The organism is Variovorax sp. 01N425 (assembly GCF_056399465.1).
Genome location: NZ_JBFTRJ010000002.1, coordinates 13,848 through 28,638 on the forward strand (window position 1 = coordinate 13,848; position 14,791 = coordinate 28,638).

The window sequence follows — 14,791 nt, forward strand, 5'->3', positions numbered from 1 at the left end:
GGTTCAAAGGTTCGGCGCCAGCAGGCGCTCGAGTTCGGATTCGCTGGTCCGGCGGCGCGCCGCCTGGTCCTGCAACTGGTCGTGCCCGATCTTGCCGACGTTGAAGTAGGTCGACTCGGGATGGCTCAGGTAGAAGCCGCTCACGCTGGCGGCGGGCATCATAGCGAGGCTTTCGGTCAGCGTCATGCCAATGTCCGCGCAACCCAGAAGGTCGAACATCGGGCGCTTCACGCTGTGGTCGGGGCAGGCCGGGTAGCCAGGCGCGGGGCGGATGCCGCGGTATTTCTCGGCGATCATGTCCTCGTTGCTGAGGCCCTCATCGGGCGCATAGCCCCAGAGGTCGGTGCGCGCGCGGTGGTGCAGCGATTCGGCAAAGGCCTCGGCCAGCCGGTCGGCCAGCGCCTTGAGCATGATGGCGGAATAGTCGTCGAGGTCGTCGATGAAGTACTTCTCCTTCTTCTCGACGCCCAGGCCCGCCGTCACTGCGAACACGCCCACGTAGTCTTTCAGCCCGCTGTCCTTGGGCGCGACGAAGTCGGCCAGGCAGCGGCTCGGGCGCATCACGCCGTCGATCACCTGCTTCTCGGTCTGCTGGCGCATGCCGTACCAGGTGAGCGCGACTTCGCTGCGCGTCTCGTCGGTGTAGAGCTCGATGTCGTCGTCGTTCACCGTGTTGGCGGGCCAGAAGCCGACCACGCCGCTCGCGCTGAGCCAGCGGCCCTCGATCAGGCGCTTGAGCATGCGCTGGCCGTCGGCGTACACGCGCACGGCCTCGGTGCCGACCACTTCGTCCTTCAGGATGGCCGGGAACGGGCCCGCGAGATCCCAGGTCTGGAAGAACGGGCCCCAGTCGATGTACTTCGCGAGTTCGGTCAGGTCGAAGTTCTTGAACAGGCGCCGGCCAATGAACTTGGGCACCGGCGGCGTGTAGCCGGACCAGTCGACCGGCGTCTTGTTGGCGCGCGCCTTGGCCAGCGGCCACAGCGGCACCTGCTTCTTGTTGGCATGCTGCGTGCGCACCTTCTCGTAGTCGGCGTTGATCTCGTCGATGTACGCGGTGGCCTGGTCGCTCAGCAGGCTCTGCGCCACGCTCACGCTGCGGGAAGCGTCGGGCACGTAGACCACCGGGCCTTCGTAGTGCGGCGCAATCTTGACTGCGGTGTGCACGCGGCTGGTGGTGGCGCCGCCGATTAGGAGCGGAATCTTCCGGATGCGGAAGTGGTCGTCCTTCTGCATCTCGCCGGCCACGTACTGCATTTCTTCGAGGCTCGGCGTGATGAGGCCCGACAGGCCCACGATGTCCGCGCCCTCGACCTTCGCCTTGGCGAGGATCTCGTGGCACGGGACCATCACGCCCATGTTCACCACTTCGAAGTTGTTGCACTGGAGCACGACGGTGACGATGTTCTTGCCGATGTCGTGCACGTCGCCCTTCACGGTGGCGATGATGATCTTGCCCTTGGTGCGCACGTCGCGGCCCGCGGCCTCGTCCTGGCGCTTTTCTTCCTCGATGTAGGGAATGAGGTGGGCCACGGCCGACTTCATCACGCGCGCCGACTTCACCACCTGCGGCAGGAACATCTTGCCCTGGCCGAACAGGTCGCCCACGATGTTCATGCCGTCCATCAGCGGCCCCTCGATCACGTGCAGCGGCCGCCCGCCCTTGGCAAGGATCTGCCGGTAGGCCTCCTCGGTGTCCTCGACGATGAAGTCGGTGATGCCGTGCACCATCGCGTGCGAGAGGCGCTGGTTGACGTGCACCGGGTGCTCCGGCGTGCCGCGCCATTCGAGCTTCTTGCTGTCGTCCTTGGCGCCGCTCTTGGCGGTCTCGGCCACTTCGACGAGGCGCTCTCCCGCATCGGGGCGGCGGTTGAGCACCACGTCTTCCACGCGCTCGCGCAGCGTGGGCTCGAGGTCGTCGTACACGCCCACCATGCCGGCATTGACGATGCCCATGTCCATGCCGGCCTGGATCGCGTGGTACAGGAACACGGTATGGATCGCTTCGCGCACCGGGTCGTTGCCGCGGAAGCTGAAGCTCACGTTGCTCACGCCGCCCGACACCTTGGCGCCTGGCAGGTTCTCTTTGATCCAGCGCACGGCATTGATGAAGTCGACCGCGTAGTTGTCATGCTCCTCGATGCCGGTGGCAATCGCGAAGATGTTGGGGTCGAAGATGATGTCCTCGGGCGGAAAGCCCACCTCGTCCACCAGGATGCGGTAGGCGCGCTCGCAGATCTCGATCTTGCGCTGGTAGGTGTCGGCCTGGCCTTTCTCGTCGAAGGCCATCACCACCGCGGCGGCGCCGTAGCGCCTCACGAGCTTGGCCTCGTGCTTGAACTTGTCGACGCCTTCCTTCATGGAGATGGAGTTGACGATGCCCTTGCCCTGGATGCAGCGCAGGCCGGCCTCGATCACCTCCCACTTGGAGCTGTCGACCATCACCGGCACGCGCGCGATGTCGGGCTCGCTGGCGATCAGGTTCAGGAAGCGCACCATGGCGGCCTTGCTGTCGAGCATGGCCTCGTCCATGTTGATGTCGATCACCTGCGCGCCGTTCTCCACCTGCTGGCGCGCCACGGCCAGGGCGTCCTCGAACTGGCCGTTCAGGATCATCCGCGCGAAGGCCTTGGAGCCGGTGACGTTGGTGCGCTCACCGATGTTGACGAACAGCGACCCGGCATCGATGGCCACGGGCTCGAGGCCGGACAGCTTCATCGGGGGGACGCGGGGCGTGGAAACTTCTTCGCTCATGGGGGCTCACCTGGGCAGGAAAAAACGTCAGGTGAGCGTCGTTTGTTGCGGCTTGCGCCCCGGCCGGCGGGGCGCCTTCCAAGCCTGACGGCGGGCCTCTTGATGCGGGCCGCCGCTGCAACGCTCCTTGGAAGGGAGCGCAATTTTACCGGCTGCGACAAGGGCCGCGGCCGCCAGGGGCGTTCAGGCGCCCTGCCCGGCCGCCGCTGCCGAGCCGGCCTTGGCGGGCGCGGCCGAGGCCGGCAGCCCGAACACCCGGTCGAAGCCCCAGTTGAAGACGAAGGTGTAGACCAGGAAGAACACCACCAGGCCCAGGTCCATCACCAGCGCCTGCCACAGCGTCACGCCCAGGCCCCAGGCGAACAGCGGCACCAGCACCGCGATCAACCCGCCCTCGAAGCCGATGGCATGCGCCATGCGCCGGCGCACGCTGCGCCCACGCACCGCCTGGCGCGACTCCCAGCGCTCGAACAGGGCGTTGAAAACCAGGTTCCAGATCACGGCGATGACCGAGGCGGCCACCGCGAGCACGCCCGAATGGCCGAGCCCGGCGTCGGTCATCAGCGCCAGCCCGGCACTTGCGGCCACGATGGCGATGCCTTCGTAAAGGCTGATGTAGACGACGCGGCGCTGAAACCCCTGCATGGCTTTTCCCCTGGCAAATGAAAACGATGGCTGGACTTTATTTGCTGTTTGCTGATATAAAAAGTCAACTTGTTTCAGTTTTATTGATAGATCAGCCGATGGCTTTCTCCAGCGACAACGTCGAGGTCTTCCTGGCCGTGATCGACCACGGCTCCTTCTCGGCCGCGGCGCGCGCGCTGCGCAAGGTGCCCTCGGCCGTCAGCATGGCCATTGCCAACCTCGAGGCCGAACTGGCCCTGCCGCTGTTCGACCGCAGCGGCCGCGAGCCGCAGCCGACCGCCGCCGCCCGCTCGCTGGAGCCGCAGGCGCGCCTCCTGGCGGCGCAGCTGAAGCAGCTTCAGGTGCAGGCCCTGGCGCTCACGCAGGGCCTGGAAAACCGCCTCACGCTGGCCATTGCGCCCGAGCTGCTGGCCGCGCCCTGGAGCGGGCCGCTGGCCGCGCTGGCCGAGGAATATCCGCTGCTGCAGGTCGAGGTGCTGGCCGCGCCGCAGGCCGATGCGCTGGCGCTGCTGCACAGCGGCCGCGCACAGCTGGCGCTGGTGTTCGAGCGCCCGAGCCTCGACGGGCGCGAGGGGTTCCAGGAAGTCGGCAGCGACACCATGGTGGCCGTGATGGCGCCCGGCCACCCGGTGCTGCTGGCGGCCGCCGGCGAGCGGCTGCGCGAGGAGCACTTGACGAACACCCGGCAGATCGTGGTGGCGGGGCGCGATCTCGCCACCAGCGACCCGCGCTTCGTGTTCGCGCGCCACGTCTGGCGCACCGACAACGCGCTGGCCGCGCTGAGCCTGATCACGGCCGGCCTTGGCTGGGGCTGGCTGCCGCGCAATTTCGCCAGGCCGCACGTGGCCGCCGGCGCGCTGGTCGAGATTCCGTTCGAGAACCTCAGCAACGGGCTCGACCTGTGGGTCGACGTGGTGTGGTCGCGCGAGCGGCCGCTGGGCCTCGGCGCGCAGCGCTTCGTGGCGCTGATTGCGCGCGACCGGCAGGCCGCGGCGGGCATTTCCGCCGCCGACGATCCGCGGGGCTGATCAGTCGCGGTGGCCGTGACCACCGCCCTTTCCACCGCCACCATGGCCGTGGCCGCCACCCCTGCCGCCGCCTTCACCGCCGCCATGCGGGCGTCCGCCGCCACCGGCGCCGGGCCGGCCACCGCCCGGATGCATCTGCGGCTGGCCGGGCGGCGGTCCGGGCCGGAAGGCCGGCTGGGGCCGCGGCGGCTTGATGCCCGGGTCGGCCGGCGGGCGATAGCCCGGCCCCGGCCGTGGCGGGCGGTAGCCCGGTCCCGGTTGCGGATGGAAGCCGGGCCCCGGCGCGGGCTTGAACCCCGGGCCCGGCCACGGCCTCGGCTGCCAGGCCGGCCGCACCGGCGGCGGGGGACGCCAGCCGGGCATCGGCGGCGGCGGCGGCCGGCCGCCCCACCAGCGGCGCTCGCCGTACCAGGGCCGGTCGCGGTAGTAGTCGGCCCAGTAGCTGCCGATCACGAAGGTGACGACGGGCACGCCAATCACCGCGGCGTAGCTGGCCAGCGGCACGCGCCGCTCCTGGTAGGCGTAGTCCAGGCTCCGGGCCCAGACCCAGCCGCGCCCGCCGTCGGGCAGCACCACGTCGCACCAGCTGTAGCCGCCGGTACAGCCGATCACGTCGAGCGGCTGGCCCGGGCCGAGCCGCGCCACCAGCGGATAGTCGCCCGAGGGCCCGGCCCGCAGGTTGACCGCGCCGCGCGTGAAGGCCTGCTGCGCCGCGGCGGCCATCGGCAGGGCGAGCGCAACGGCGCCGATGCCGATCCAGCGCATGGAGAGTTTGTTGTTCATGACGAGGCTTCCTTTGCGCCGCCAGCCTAGGCGGCGGCCCGGATGCCGTCAATCAGCCGGGAGCGCGACAGCGCCGGGCGCCGGTCAGGCTGCTTCGCGGTAGAAGCCGTTGTTGTTCAACAGCCGGCCTGTCATCGGCGCCACGGCTTTGCCGATGGCCGCGATATGGTCCGGCGTGGTGCCGCAGCAGCCGCCCACGATGTTGACCAGCCCTTCGGCCGCGAACTCGTGCAGCAGCCGCGAGGTGACGTCGGGCGTCTCGTCGAAGCCGGTCTCGCTCATCGGATTGGGCAGGCCCGCGTTCGGATAGCAGCTGATGAAGGTGTCGCCCGCCACCTTGGCCAGTTCCTGGATGTAGGGCCGCATCAGCGCCGCGCCCAGCGCGCAGTTGAGCCCGATGGCCAGCGGCTGCGCATGGCGCACGCTGTGCCAGAACGCGGTGACGGTCTGGCCGCTCAGGATGCGGCCCGAGGCGTCGGTCACGGTGCCGCTGATGATCAGCGGCAGGCGCTGGCCGCTGTTGTCGAAATACTCGTCGACCGCGAACAGCGCGGCCTTGGCATTGAGCGTGTCGAAGATGGTCTCGACCAGGATCAGGTCCGAACCGCCCTCGACCAATGCCTCGGTCTGCTCGTAGTAGGCCGCGCGCAATTGCTCGAAGTCGATGTTGCGCGCGCCGGGGTCGTTCACGTCGGGGCTGATGCTCGCGGTCTTGGGCGTCGGGCCGAGGGCGCCGGCCACGAAGCGCGGCTTGTCCGGCGTGCTGAACTTGTCGCAGGCCGCACGCGCGAGCTTCGCCGATTCGAGGTTCATCTCGCGTGCGAGGTGGGCCATCTTGTAGTCCTCCTGCGCGATGGTGGTCGCGCCGAAGGTGTTGGTCTCGATCAGGTCGGCGCCGGCCGCGAGGTAGCCCTCGTGGATGTCGCGGATCACGTCGGGCCGCGTCAGCGAGAGCAGCTCGTTGTTGCCCTTGACGTCGCGCTCGAAGTCCTTGAAGCGCTCGCCGCGGTACTGCTCCTCGGTGAGCTTGAAGCGCTGGATCATCGTGCCCATCGCGCCATCGAGGATGGCGATGCGCTTTTCGAGGATGCCGGCAAGCGCCTGGCCGCGGGTATAGATGACGGGCTTCATAGCCCCCGATTGTAGGAAGCGGGGCTGCCCCTGGCCGGCGTCGGTGCTTTAGCGGCGTTCGACGAATTCCAGCACCGCCTCGATCATGCGCCGCACATGCGGCTGCACGCCGGCCGCGACCTCGGGCAGGTAGTCGAAGGGCAGCTTCTCCTGCATGTAGCTCGACTGCGTCATCTCCAGCTGCACCGCGTGCACGCCGGCCGCGGGGTTGCCGTACTGGCGCGTGATGTAGCCGCCGGTGAAGCGGCCGTTGAGCACGCCCGTGTAGCCGGTGGCCGATTCGGCAATGCCCAGCAGCGTGGCGGCCAGCGCCGGATCGCAGCTGCTGCCCTTGCCGGTGCCCAGGTTCAGGTCGGGCAGCTTGCCCTCGAAGAAGCGCGGCAGCACCGAGCGGATCGAGTGCGCGTCCCACAGCGCGATGGTGCCGTGCGCGGCCTTCAGGCGGTCGAGCTCGGCCTGCAGCTGCCGGTGGTAGGGCTGCCAGATGGCGTCGCGGCGCGCGGCGATTTCCGCGTCGTTGGGCAGGTCGTCGGCGGACGCGTAGACCGGCGTGTCGTCGAAGGTGTCGACCGGGCACAGGCCCGTGACGCTCTGGCCCGGGTAGAGGCTGGCGCCATCCGGCGGGCGGTTCAGGTCGACCACGTAGCGCGAATGCGTGGCAACGAGCACCGAGGCGCCGAGTTCGTCGGCAAAGTCGTAGAGCCGTTCGAGGTGCCAGTCGGTGTCGGGCACCTGGCGCGCCTCGTCGGTCAGGCGGGCGGCGAGCGCGGGCGGCACGTAGGTGCCGACGTGCGGCATGGAGATCAGCAAGGGACGCGTGCCCTGGCGGAAGCGGAAGGCGGGTTCGGTGGTGGTGAAGCTCATGGGACTCTAATTTTCAAGGAGAAGCTGGCTGCGCGCCGCGACGAAGGCGGCGGCGGCCTCGGCGTGCAGGGCATGGCGGCCGGCCGCCACGCGCGGCTGGCCCGCGACCCAGACGGTGTCGATGGCCGAGGTGCGGTGGCTCGCAAAGACGTGCGACGACAGCATGTCGGGCGCCGGCAGGCCCTGCAGCGCAAGCTGCGCGGCATCGAGCACGACGAAGTCGGCCTGCTGCCCCGCGGCCAGGCCGCCGATGGCCCGGCCCGAGGCCTGCGCGCCGCCGCGCACCGCTTCGAGCGTGAGCGCGGTGGCCACATGCGGCTGCGCCGCGCTGGCGCCGACGTTGCGCTGCCGCCAGGCCAGGCGCTGGCTGTATTCGAGCATCAGCAGCTCTTCCGCGGCATTGACCGTGGCATGGCTGTCGGAGCCCAGGCCCCAGGCGCCGCCGTGGTGGCGCCAGGCGGAAAAATCGAAGATGCCGTCGCCCAGGTTGGCCTCGGTGGTCGGGCACAGGCCGGCGACCGCGCCGCTCTTTGCGGCACGCTCGTATTCGGCCGCGTCCATGTGCGTGGCATGCACCAGGCACCAGCGCGCATCGACCGGCGCATGGTCGAGCAGCCAGGCCACGGGCCGCTGGCCGCTCCAGGCCACGCAGTCGTCGACCTCCTTGGTCTGTTCGGCGATGTGGATGTGGATCGGCGCGCCCGGGTCGATGGCCTCGAGCCCCGCCACGGCTTCGCGCAGCGCATCGGGCGGCACGGCGCGCAGCGAATGCGGCGCGAGCCCCAGGCGGGCCGAAGGACCGCCTTGCGGTCCGGGTGCACCCTGCGCCTCGCATGCGGGCTTGAGGGTGTCGAGCAGGCGCAGCATCGAATCCGTCGAGCGGATGAAGCGGCGCTGGCCCTCGTTGGGCGGCAGTCCGCCGAAGCCGCTGGCCTGGTAGAGCACGGGCAAGAGCGTGAAACCGATGCCGGCCTTCTTCGCGGCGCGCAGCAGCGCGAGGCTCAGCGTCGCATCGTCGGCATAGGGGCGGCCATCGGCATCGTGGTGCACGTACTGGAACTCGCACACGCTGGTGTAGCCCGCCTCGAGCATCTCGGCATAGAGCCAGGTCGCGATGGCCTCCATCTGCTGCGGGCCGAGGCGCGCGGCAAAGCGGTACATCAGCGTGCGCCAGCTCCAGAAACTGTCCTGCTGCTGGGCGCGGTATTCGGTGAGTCCCGCGAAGGCACGCTGGAAGGCATGCGAATGCAGGTTGGGCATGCCGGGGATCACGGGGCCTTTTGCCACCTGCGCGCCCGCTGCCGGCGGGGCCGCGGGCTGCACCTGCGTGAGCTGGCCGGCCTCGTTCCACGACAGCCGCACGTTCTTTGCCCATCCGCCGGGCAGCAGCGCATCGGCCGCGAACAGCGTGTTCATTGGGCAGCTCCCACGGCGATGCGGCCCTGGCGCACGACGGTGCGCACCGGGCGCTGGCCGAACCAGTAGGCGAGCTCGGCTGCGTCGCGCACGTTCCAGAGCACGAAGTTGGCGGGCATGCCTTCGGCGATCGCGCCGTGCGTTTTCTGCAGGCCCAGCGCGCGCGCCGCATGCACGGTGACGCCCGCCAGCGCCTCGGGCACCGTGAGGCGGAACAGCGTGCAGGCCATGTTCATCATCAGCAGCAGGCTCAGCGCGGGCGAGGTGCCGGGGTTGTGGTCGGTCGACACGGCCATCGGCACGCCGGCCGCGCGCAGCGCCTCGATCGGTGGCAGGTGCGTGTCGCGCAGCGTGTAGTAGGCGCCGGGCAGCAGCACGGCCACGGTGCCTGATTGGCGCATGGCCTCGATGCCTTGGGCCGACAGGTGCTCGATGTGGTCGCACGAGAGCGCGCCGTAGCGCGCGGCGAGCGCGGCGCCGCCCATGTCGGAGAGCTGCTCGGCATGCAGCTTGACCGGCAGGCCCAGCGCCTTCGCGGCCTGGAACACCTGCTCGGTTTCCGCGAGCGTGAAGGCGATGCGTTCGCAGAACACGTCGACCGCATCGACCAGCCCCTCGGCCGCGAGCGCGGGCAGCATCTCATTGCAGACGAGATCGATGTAGTCGCCGCTGCGGCCCGCGTACTCGGGCGGCAGCGCATGCGCGCCCAGGAAGGTGGTGCGCACCGTGACGCCATAAGCCTCGCCCAGGCGCCGCGCCACGCGCAGCTGCTTGCGCTCATGCTCGAGCGCCAGGCCATAGCCCGACTTGATCTCGATCGCGCAGACGCCGTCGGCCAGCAGCTGTTCGAGCCGCGGCGCGGCCTGCGCGAAGAGCGCGTCTTCATCGGCCTCGCGCGTGGCGCGCACCGACGAGACGATGCCGCCGCCGGCCTTCGCCACTTCTTCGTAGCTGGCGCCCGCGAGCCGCATCGCGAACTCGTTGGCGCGCTGGCCGCCGTAGACCAGGTGCGTGTGGCAATCGACCAGGCCGGGCGTGACGAGCGCGCCGCGGCCATCGTGCGGCGGCAGGCCTGCGAACTCGGCCGGCAGGGCGCTGCGTGCGCCGACCCAGCGGACCGTGCCTTCGGCCACCGCGATGGCGGCTTCGGTGTCGGCGTCCGGGGTTGTGCCGGGCGCGGCGCCGGGCACCAGGCGGAGCCCCGTCCAAAGGCCGTCGGCCGATGGGAATGTGCTTGCGGATGTCATGTCTTGTCTGGTGTTTGCACAGCTTACGCCGGCACGATGCGGATCGCAGCCAGCCGCGCGCCTTCCTGCGCGGGCTCGGCCTGCCATGCCTGCGCACTGTCGGTCCAGTACAGGCCTTCGCCCTCGCGGCAGGGCTCGCCGTTCAGGCGCCATGCGCCGCCAAGCGCGAGCAGCACGCCGTGCGGTGCGGCCTCGACGGCCGATGCGTGGTCTAGCACCTGCACGTCGGCGCGCCACTGGCCATGGCGCGTCATGATGTTGAAGTCGTTCGATGCGCCGCCGAGCAGCGTGCAGTCGATCGCGTCGTCGCCGCTGAATGCGAACGGCCGGTGCGGCACGTCGAGCCGGTGCTCGATGCGCCCGTCGTGCGTGAACAGCCGCACGCCGTCGCCTTCGAGCAGCATGATGCTGCGGTCCACGCCCGCGAAAGTCGAGAACGGTCCGGCCGCCGCGATGGTCGCGATGCTCGCGCGCCAGCCGAAGCCATCGAGCCCCGCGCCCTGCGGCCAGCTCGCGATCTCCTGCGTGGTGCCGCCGCCGTTCTTCCAGGGCATGGCCGGAAGAGAGCTGCGAGAGAAGCGCTGCACGTTATTCATGACCGGTCCTCTTGCCCCTTCCCCTTCCGGGGGAAGGCTGGGATGGGGGCCGCGCCCAACGAGCGCTGTGCGAAGGGCAAGGCCGTCGCGCCCCCACCCCGGCCCTCCCCCGGGAGGGGAGGGAGAAATGCAAATGCGAATGCAGCGCCGCTCATCGCATCAACCCGCCTTGGCGCAGCTTCTGCTCGAAGTGCCTGAGGACCAGCGTCATCGTGCCCGTGAGCACGAAATACACGAGCGCAATCGCCAGGTAGACCTCGAGCGAGCGGTACGACACGCTGATGATCTTCTGCCCTTCATGCATCACGTCGTGGATCGTCAACAGAGACACCAGCGCCGAGTTCTTGATGAGCGCAATGAACTCGTTGCCCAGCGGCGGAATCATGCGCACCACGGCCTGCGGCAGCACGATCTCGCGCATCGCGGTGCCGGGCGTCATGCCCAGCGACTGCGCCGCCATGGTCTGGCCCTTGTCGATCGACTGGATCGCGCCACGCACGATCTCCGACACGTAGGCACCCGAATACACGCCGAGCCCCAGCACGCCGCACAGGAAGGCCGGCAGCAGGATGCCGAAGTGCGGCAGTCCGAAGAACAAAATGAAAAGCTGCACCAGCAGCGGCGTGCCACGGATCGCTGCCACGTACGCCGTGCACGCGCCGTAGAGCCAGCGCCGCTTCGGGTTGAGCCGGCCGATGCCCACCAGCAGGCCCAGCACGCAGCCGAGCGCGAGCGCGCAGGCGGTGATCTCCACCGTGACCAGCGCGCCGCGCAGCAGGTCGGGCCAGCCCTGCCAGACCGGCGAAAAATCGAGATCCATGGGTCAGCCTTTTCGGCGGCCGAGCGCCGGGCCGCCCCAAGCCGGCCGCGCCTCCCCCATGGGGGGTGGAGTTACACGCGCGCAGCGCGTGAAAAGCCGGGGGGCTGACATTACTTGAACCACTTGGCGACGATCTGCGCGTAGGTGCCGTCGGCCTTGAGCTTCTCGATGGCGCCGTTCACCGCCTTGGTGAGTTCGGGCGTGTCCTTGCGGATGGCCATGCCGTATTCCTCGGTGGTGATCTGCTCGGGCAGCACCTTGAGGCCGCCGCGCGTGCGCACGTACTGGTAGGCGGCGGGCTTGCCGGTCACGGCGGCATCGGCGCGGCCGATGTCGACGAGGTTGAACATCTCCTGGTTCTTCTCGACTTCCATCAGCTGCACCTGCGGGAATTTCTCCTTGGTGTAGGCGACCGACTTGGTGCCCACCTGCACGCTGACCTTCTTGCCGTTGATGTCGGCCGGCGCCTTGATGGCCGTGTTGCCGTCCTTCACCATCACCACGAGGCCGCCCGCGTAGTAGGGCACGGTGAAGTCGACGACCTTCCTGCGCTCGTCGGTGATGTAGATGGCCGAAACCGCCATGTCGAAGCGCTTGGAAATGAGGCCCGGCACGAGCCCCTTGAAGTCGATGTCGATCCATTCGATCTTGCGGCCCAGCGTCTTGCCGATGGCCTCGACCAGCTCCACGTCGAAGCCCGTGCGCTTGCCGTTCTCCACGAACTCCATCGGCGGGAAGGTGGCGTCGGTGGCCACGCGCAGCGGCTCGCCCTGCGCCTGCGCGGTGGCGGCAAAGCCGAAGAAGGCGAGGCTGGAGAGTGCGGCGGCAACGAGGGTACGGCGGGTGTTCATGTGAAGGCTTCCGTGGGTTTGAAAAAGAAAGAGGGAAAGAAAGGCAGCGATCGGCTATTGCAGCGCGCGCGAGATGCGCGCCGCGGTGACGACGGTGAGGGCGGCCCATGCAGCTTCCATGCCCCCGGCGCGCGTGAGCGGCGCCATGAGCGTGATCGCGCCGCGCAGCCGCCGGCCCGGGCCGAGCACCGGTGCGCTCGCGCCCCAGACGCCCGCGTCGACCTCGCCATGGGTCACGGCATGGCCGGCCTCGCGGATCGCGTCGAGCTCGGCGGCACGCTCGGCGCGGCGGCCGGGGTTGTCGCCAAGGCTGTCGAGCAGGGCGTCGCGCTGATCGGGCGGCAAATGGGCCAGCAGGCATTTGGCGCTGGCGCCGTCGCGCGCCGGCACGCTGCGGCCGCGGTCGAACGAGCAGCGCAGCGACTGCTCGCTGTCGATCATCTCCAGGCACACGACGCGGTCGTTGACCAGCGTGACCAGCGCCACGCTTTCATGGCTTTGCTGCGCGAGCGCGCGCATGTCGGCGCGCGCGGCCATGACGAGATCGGAGTTGCCGTCGAAGCCGCTCGCGAGCTGCACGCTCACGGGGCCGGGCGAATAGCGTCCGTCGGTCTCCATCACGAAGCCCCAGCGCCGCAGCACCGCGATCTGCCGGTACAGCGTGCTCTTGACGAGGCCCGTGGCTTCGGCGAGTTCGGCCGCGCTCATCGCCGACTTGCTCTGCGCCAGCACCGACAGCACGCGCAGGGCGCGGTCGTTGTGGGCGGAAGCTTCGGGCATGGACGTCATCTGGGCCAATCGCGGGGCGTCGAAAGTGGATGCGGTGTGCAGTATCTTGCCCACCGTTCCCACATCCAAGCCTTCATTCCCACTGAGTGGGAATGGGCGCGCTTTTTCTTTCTACCTTTGGCTTACCGCTGTTTCATGCGCCGGTCAGCGCACCATCGGCAGATTGAGGCCCTGCTTCTTCGCCGTGGCCACGGCAATGTCGTAGCCCGCGTCCGCATGGCGCATCACGCCGGTGGCCGGGTCGTTCCAGAGCACGCGTTCGATGCGCTTGGCGGCAGCCTCGGTGCCGTCGCACACGATCACCACGCCGGAGTGCTGCGAATAGCCCATGCCCACGCCGCCGCCATGGTGCAGGCTGACCCAGGTGGCGCCGCCCGCGGTGTTGAGCAGCGCGTTGAGCAGCGGCCAGTCGCTCACCGCATCGGTGCCGTCCTTCATGGCCTCGGTTTCGCGGTTGGGGCTCGCCACCGAGCCGGTGTCGAGGTGGTCGCGGCCGATCACGATGGGCGCCTTGAGCTCGCCGTTCTTCACCATCTCGTTGAAGGCCAGGCCGGCGATGTGGCGCTCGCCCAGGCCCAGCCAGCAGATGCGCGCCGGCAGGCCCTGGAAGGCGATGCGCTCGCGCGCCATGTCGAGCCAGCGGTGCGTGTGGGTGTTCTCGGGGAACAGCTCCTTGATCTTGGCGTCGGTCTTGTAGATGTCCTCGGGGTCGCCCGAGAGCGCCACCCAGCGGAACGGGCCCTTGCCTTCGCAGAACAGCGGGCGGATGTAGGCCGGCACGAAGCCCGGGAAGTCGAAGGCGTTCTGCACGCCCTCGTCGAAGGCGACCTGGCGGATGTTGTTGCCGTAGTCGACCGTGGGGATGCCCATGGCCTGGAAGTCGAGCATGGCCTGCACGTGCACGGCGCACGACTTGGCGGCGGCCTTCTTGAGCGCATCGTGCTGCGAGACGTCCTTCATCGCGGCCTGCCATTGCGCAACGCTCCAGCCCGAGGGCAGGTAGCCGTTGATGAGGTCGTGCGCGGAGGTCTGGTCGGTCACGAGGTCGGGCTTGATGCCGCCGGCCTTGGCGCGCTTCACGAGCTCGGGCAGGATGTCGGCCGCGTTGCCGAGCAGCGCGATCGACACGGCTTCCTTCGCGTCGCAATGCTGCTGGATGAGCTCGAGCGCATGGTCGATGTCGCGCGCCTGCTTGTCGACATAGCGCGTGCGCAGGCGGAAGTCGATGCTGGTCTGCTGGCACTCGATGTTGAGCGACACCGCGCCCGCGAGCGTGGCCGCGAGCGGCTGCGCACCGCCCATGCCGCCCAAGCCGGCCGTGAGGATCCACTTGCCCGCGAGGCTGTTGTTGTAGTGCTGGCGGCCGGCTTCGACAAAGGTCTCGAAGGTGCCCTGCACGATGCCCTGGCTGCCGATGTAGATCCAGCTGCCGGCCGTCATCTGGCCGTACATGAAGAGGCCCTGGCGGTCGAGCTCGTTGAAGTGCTCCCAGTTGGCCCACTTGGGCACGAGGTTCGAATTGGCGAGCAGCACGCGCGGTGCGTTCTCGTGCGTCTTGAACACGCCGACCGGCTTGCCCGACTGGATGAGCAAGGTCTCGTCGTCGTTCAGCTCTTTCAGCGACGCGAGGATCTGGTCGTAGCAGGCCCAGTTGCGCGCGGCGCGGCCGATGCCGCCGTACACCACGAGGTCCTGCGGGCGCTCGGCCACCTCGGCGTCGAGGTTGTTCTGCAGCATGCGGAACGGCGCCTCGGTGAGCCAGCTCTTGCAGTTGAGCGTGCTGCCGCGCGGGGCGCGGATCACGCGCGTGGGGTCGTGGCGCGGGTCGGTGTTTTGCAAAGGAAGCTTTTCAGGTGCGTTCATGGCG

Annotated in this window: 13 protein-coding genes and 1 riboswitch; of the genes, 1 reads left to right on the plus strand and 12 read right to left on the minus strand. The window is 69.1% G+C overall.

Annotation, left to right across the window (positions count from 1 at the left end):
- Nucleotides 1-3 precede the first annotated feature (3 nt).
- Nucleotides 4-2,718 (minus strand): methionine synthase, encoded by a 2,715-nt coding sequence (gene metH / locus AC1DSC_RS03130; protein ID WP_436045201.1) that lies wholly within the window; start codon nt 2,716-2,718, stop codon nt 4-6.
- A 62-nt stretch (nt 2,719-2,780) separates the two neighbouring features.
- Nucleotides 2,781-2,889, minus strand: a riboswitch (S-adenosyl-L-homocysteine riboswitch).
- A 48-nt stretch (nt 2,890-2,937) separates the two neighbouring features.
- Complete coding sequence (locus tag AC1DSC_RS03135) at nt 2,938-3,399, minus strand: PACE efflux transporter (RefSeq protein WP_436287103.1); 462 nt, start codon at nt 3,397-3,399, stop codon at nt 2,938-2,940.
- A 98-nt stretch (nt 3,400-3,497) separates the two neighbouring features.
- Here AC1DSC_RS03135 and AC1DSC_RS03140 point away from each other — a divergent pair, with 98 nt between their 5' ends.
- The gene (locus AC1DSC_RS03140; protein ID WP_012745334.1) at nt 3,498-4,427 is read left to right on the plus strand and encodes a LysR family transcriptional regulator; all 930 of its coding nucleotides are present in this window, start codon (nt 3,498-3,500) and stop codon (nt 4,425-4,427) included.
- Here AC1DSC_RS03140 and AC1DSC_RS03145 read toward each other — a convergent pair whose 3' ends face one another.
- The 10 genes from AC1DSC_RS03145 to hutU all read right to left on the minus strand — a co-directional run bounded on the left by AC1DSC_RS03145 (nt 4,428) and on the right by hutU (nt 14,787).
- Nucleotides 4,428-5,210, minus strand: coding sequence for an SH3 domain-containing protein (locus AC1DSC_RS03145; RefSeq protein ID WP_436287102.1), 783 nt, complete (start codon nt 5,208-5,210; stop codon nt 4,428-4,430).
- Between the two features lie 84 nt (nt 5,211-5,294).
- A complete protein-coding gene (locus AC1DSC_RS03150) occupies nt 5,295-6,341 on the minus strand; it encodes a homocysteine S-methyltransferase family protein (protein ID WP_436287101.1) in 1,047 nt (348 codons plus the stop codon).
- A gap of 48 nt (nt 6,342-6,389) precedes the next feature.
- Entirely contained in the window at nt 6,390-7,205 is an 816-nt protein-coding gene (gene hutG / locus AC1DSC_RS03155) for an N-formylglutamate deformylase (RefSeq protein ID WP_436287100.1), read from the minus strand.
- A 6-nt stretch (nt 7,206-7,211) separates the two neighbouring features.
- Nucleotides 7,212-8,621: a formimidoylglutamate deiminase gene (locus AC1DSC_RS03160; protein WP_436041991.1), complete on the minus strand. Its 1,410-nt coding sequence runs from the start codon at nt 8,619-8,621 to the stop codon at nt 7,212-7,214.
- Entirely contained in the window at nt 8,618-9,868 is a 1,251-nt protein-coding gene (hutI, locus tag AC1DSC_RS03165; protein ID WP_436287099.1) for an imidazolonepropionase, read from the minus strand. The genes AC1DSC_RS03160 and hutI overlap by 4 nt, the downstream gene beginning before the upstream one ends.
- A 23-nt stretch (nt 9,869-9,891) precedes the next feature.
- Nucleotides 9,892-10,464, minus strand: coding sequence for a HutD/Ves family protein (locus AC1DSC_RS03170; protein WP_018906645.1), 573 nt, complete (start codon nt 10,462-10,464; stop codon nt 9,892-9,894).
- Between the two features lie 151 nt (nt 10,465-10,615).
- Nucleotides 10,616-11,284: an amino acid ABC transporter permease gene (locus AC1DSC_RS03175; protein ID WP_028256542.1), complete on the minus strand. Its 669-nt coding sequence runs from the start codon at nt 11,282-11,284 to the stop codon at nt 10,616-10,618.
- A 110-nt stretch (nt 11,285-11,394) separates the two neighbouring features.
- Nucleotides 11,395-12,135, minus strand: coding sequence for a transporter substrate-binding domain-containing protein (locus AC1DSC_RS03180; RefSeq protein WP_012745326.1), 741 nt, complete (start codon nt 12,133-12,135; stop codon nt 11,395-11,397).
- A gap of 54 nt (nt 12,136-12,189) precedes the next feature.
- The gene (locus AC1DSC_RS03185; RefSeq protein WP_436287098.1) at nt 12,190-12,924 is read right to left on the minus strand and encodes an IclR family transcriptional regulator; all 735 of its coding nucleotides are present in this window, start codon (nt 12,922-12,924) and stop codon (nt 12,190-12,192) included.
- A gap of 144 nt (nt 12,925-13,068) precedes the next feature.
- Nucleotides 13,069-14,787 (minus strand): urocanate hydratase, encoded by a 1,719-nt coding sequence (hutU, locus tag AC1DSC_RS03190; RefSeq protein WP_436287097.1) that lies wholly within the window; start codon nt 14,785-14,787, stop codon nt 13,069-13,071.
- Nucleotides 14,788-14,791: the final 4 nt, after the last annotated feature.

What these genes read in the sequence shown, in the direction of transcription:
- metH (WP_436045201.1), bottom strand. Translation starts at nt 2,718, where the DNA reads ATGAAGCTGTCCGGCCTCGAGCCCGTGGCCATCGATGCCGGGTCGCTG.
- AC1DSC_RS03135 (WP_436287103.1), bottom strand. Translation starts at nt 3,399, where the DNA reads ATGCAGGGGTTTCAGCGCCGCGTCGTCTACATCAGCCTTTACGAAGGC.
- AC1DSC_RS03140 (WP_012745334.1), top strand. Translation starts at nt 3,498, where the DNA reads ATGGCTTTCTCCAGCGACAACGTCGAGGTCTTCCTGGCCGTGATCGAC.
- AC1DSC_RS03145 (WP_436287102.1), bottom strand. Translation starts at nt 5,210, where the DNA reads ATGAACAACAAACTCTCCATGCGCTGGATCGGCATCGGCGCCGTTGCG.
- AC1DSC_RS03150 (WP_436287101.1), bottom strand. Translation starts at nt 6,341, where the DNA reads ATGAAGCCCGTCATCTATACCCGCGGCCAGGCGCTTGCCGGCATCCTC.
- hutG (WP_436287100.1), bottom strand. Translation starts at nt 7,205, where the DNA reads ATGAGCTTCACCACCACCGAACCCGCCTTCCGCTTCCGCCAGGGCACG.
- AC1DSC_RS03160 (WP_436041991.1), bottom strand. Translation starts at nt 8,621, where the DNA reads ATGAACACGCTGTTCGCGGCCGATGCGCTGCTGCCCGGCGGATGGGCA.
- hutI (WP_436287099.1), bottom strand. Translation starts at nt 9,868, where the DNA reads ATGACATCCGCAAGCACATTCCCATCGGCCGACGGCCTTTGGACGGGG.
- AC1DSC_RS03170 (WP_018906645.1), bottom strand. Translation starts at nt 10,464, where the DNA reads ATGAATAACGTGCAGCGCTTCTCTCGCAGCTCTCTTCCGGCCATGCCC.
- AC1DSC_RS03175 (WP_028256542.1), bottom strand. Translation starts at nt 11,284, where the DNA reads ATGGATCTCGATTTTTCGCCGGTCTGGCAGGGCTGGCCCGACCTGCTG.
- AC1DSC_RS03180 (WP_012745326.1), bottom strand. Translation starts at nt 12,135, where the DNA reads ATGAACACCCGCCGTACCCTCGTTGCCGCCGCACTCTCCAGCCTCGCC.
- AC1DSC_RS03185 (WP_436287098.1), bottom strand. Translation starts at nt 12,924, where the DNA reads ATGACGTCCATGCCCGAAGCTTCCGCCCACAACGACCGCGCCCTGCGC.
- hutU (WP_436287097.1), bottom strand. Translation starts at nt 14,787, where the DNA reads ATGAACGCACCTGAAAAGCTTCCTTTGCAAAACACCGACCCGCGCCAC.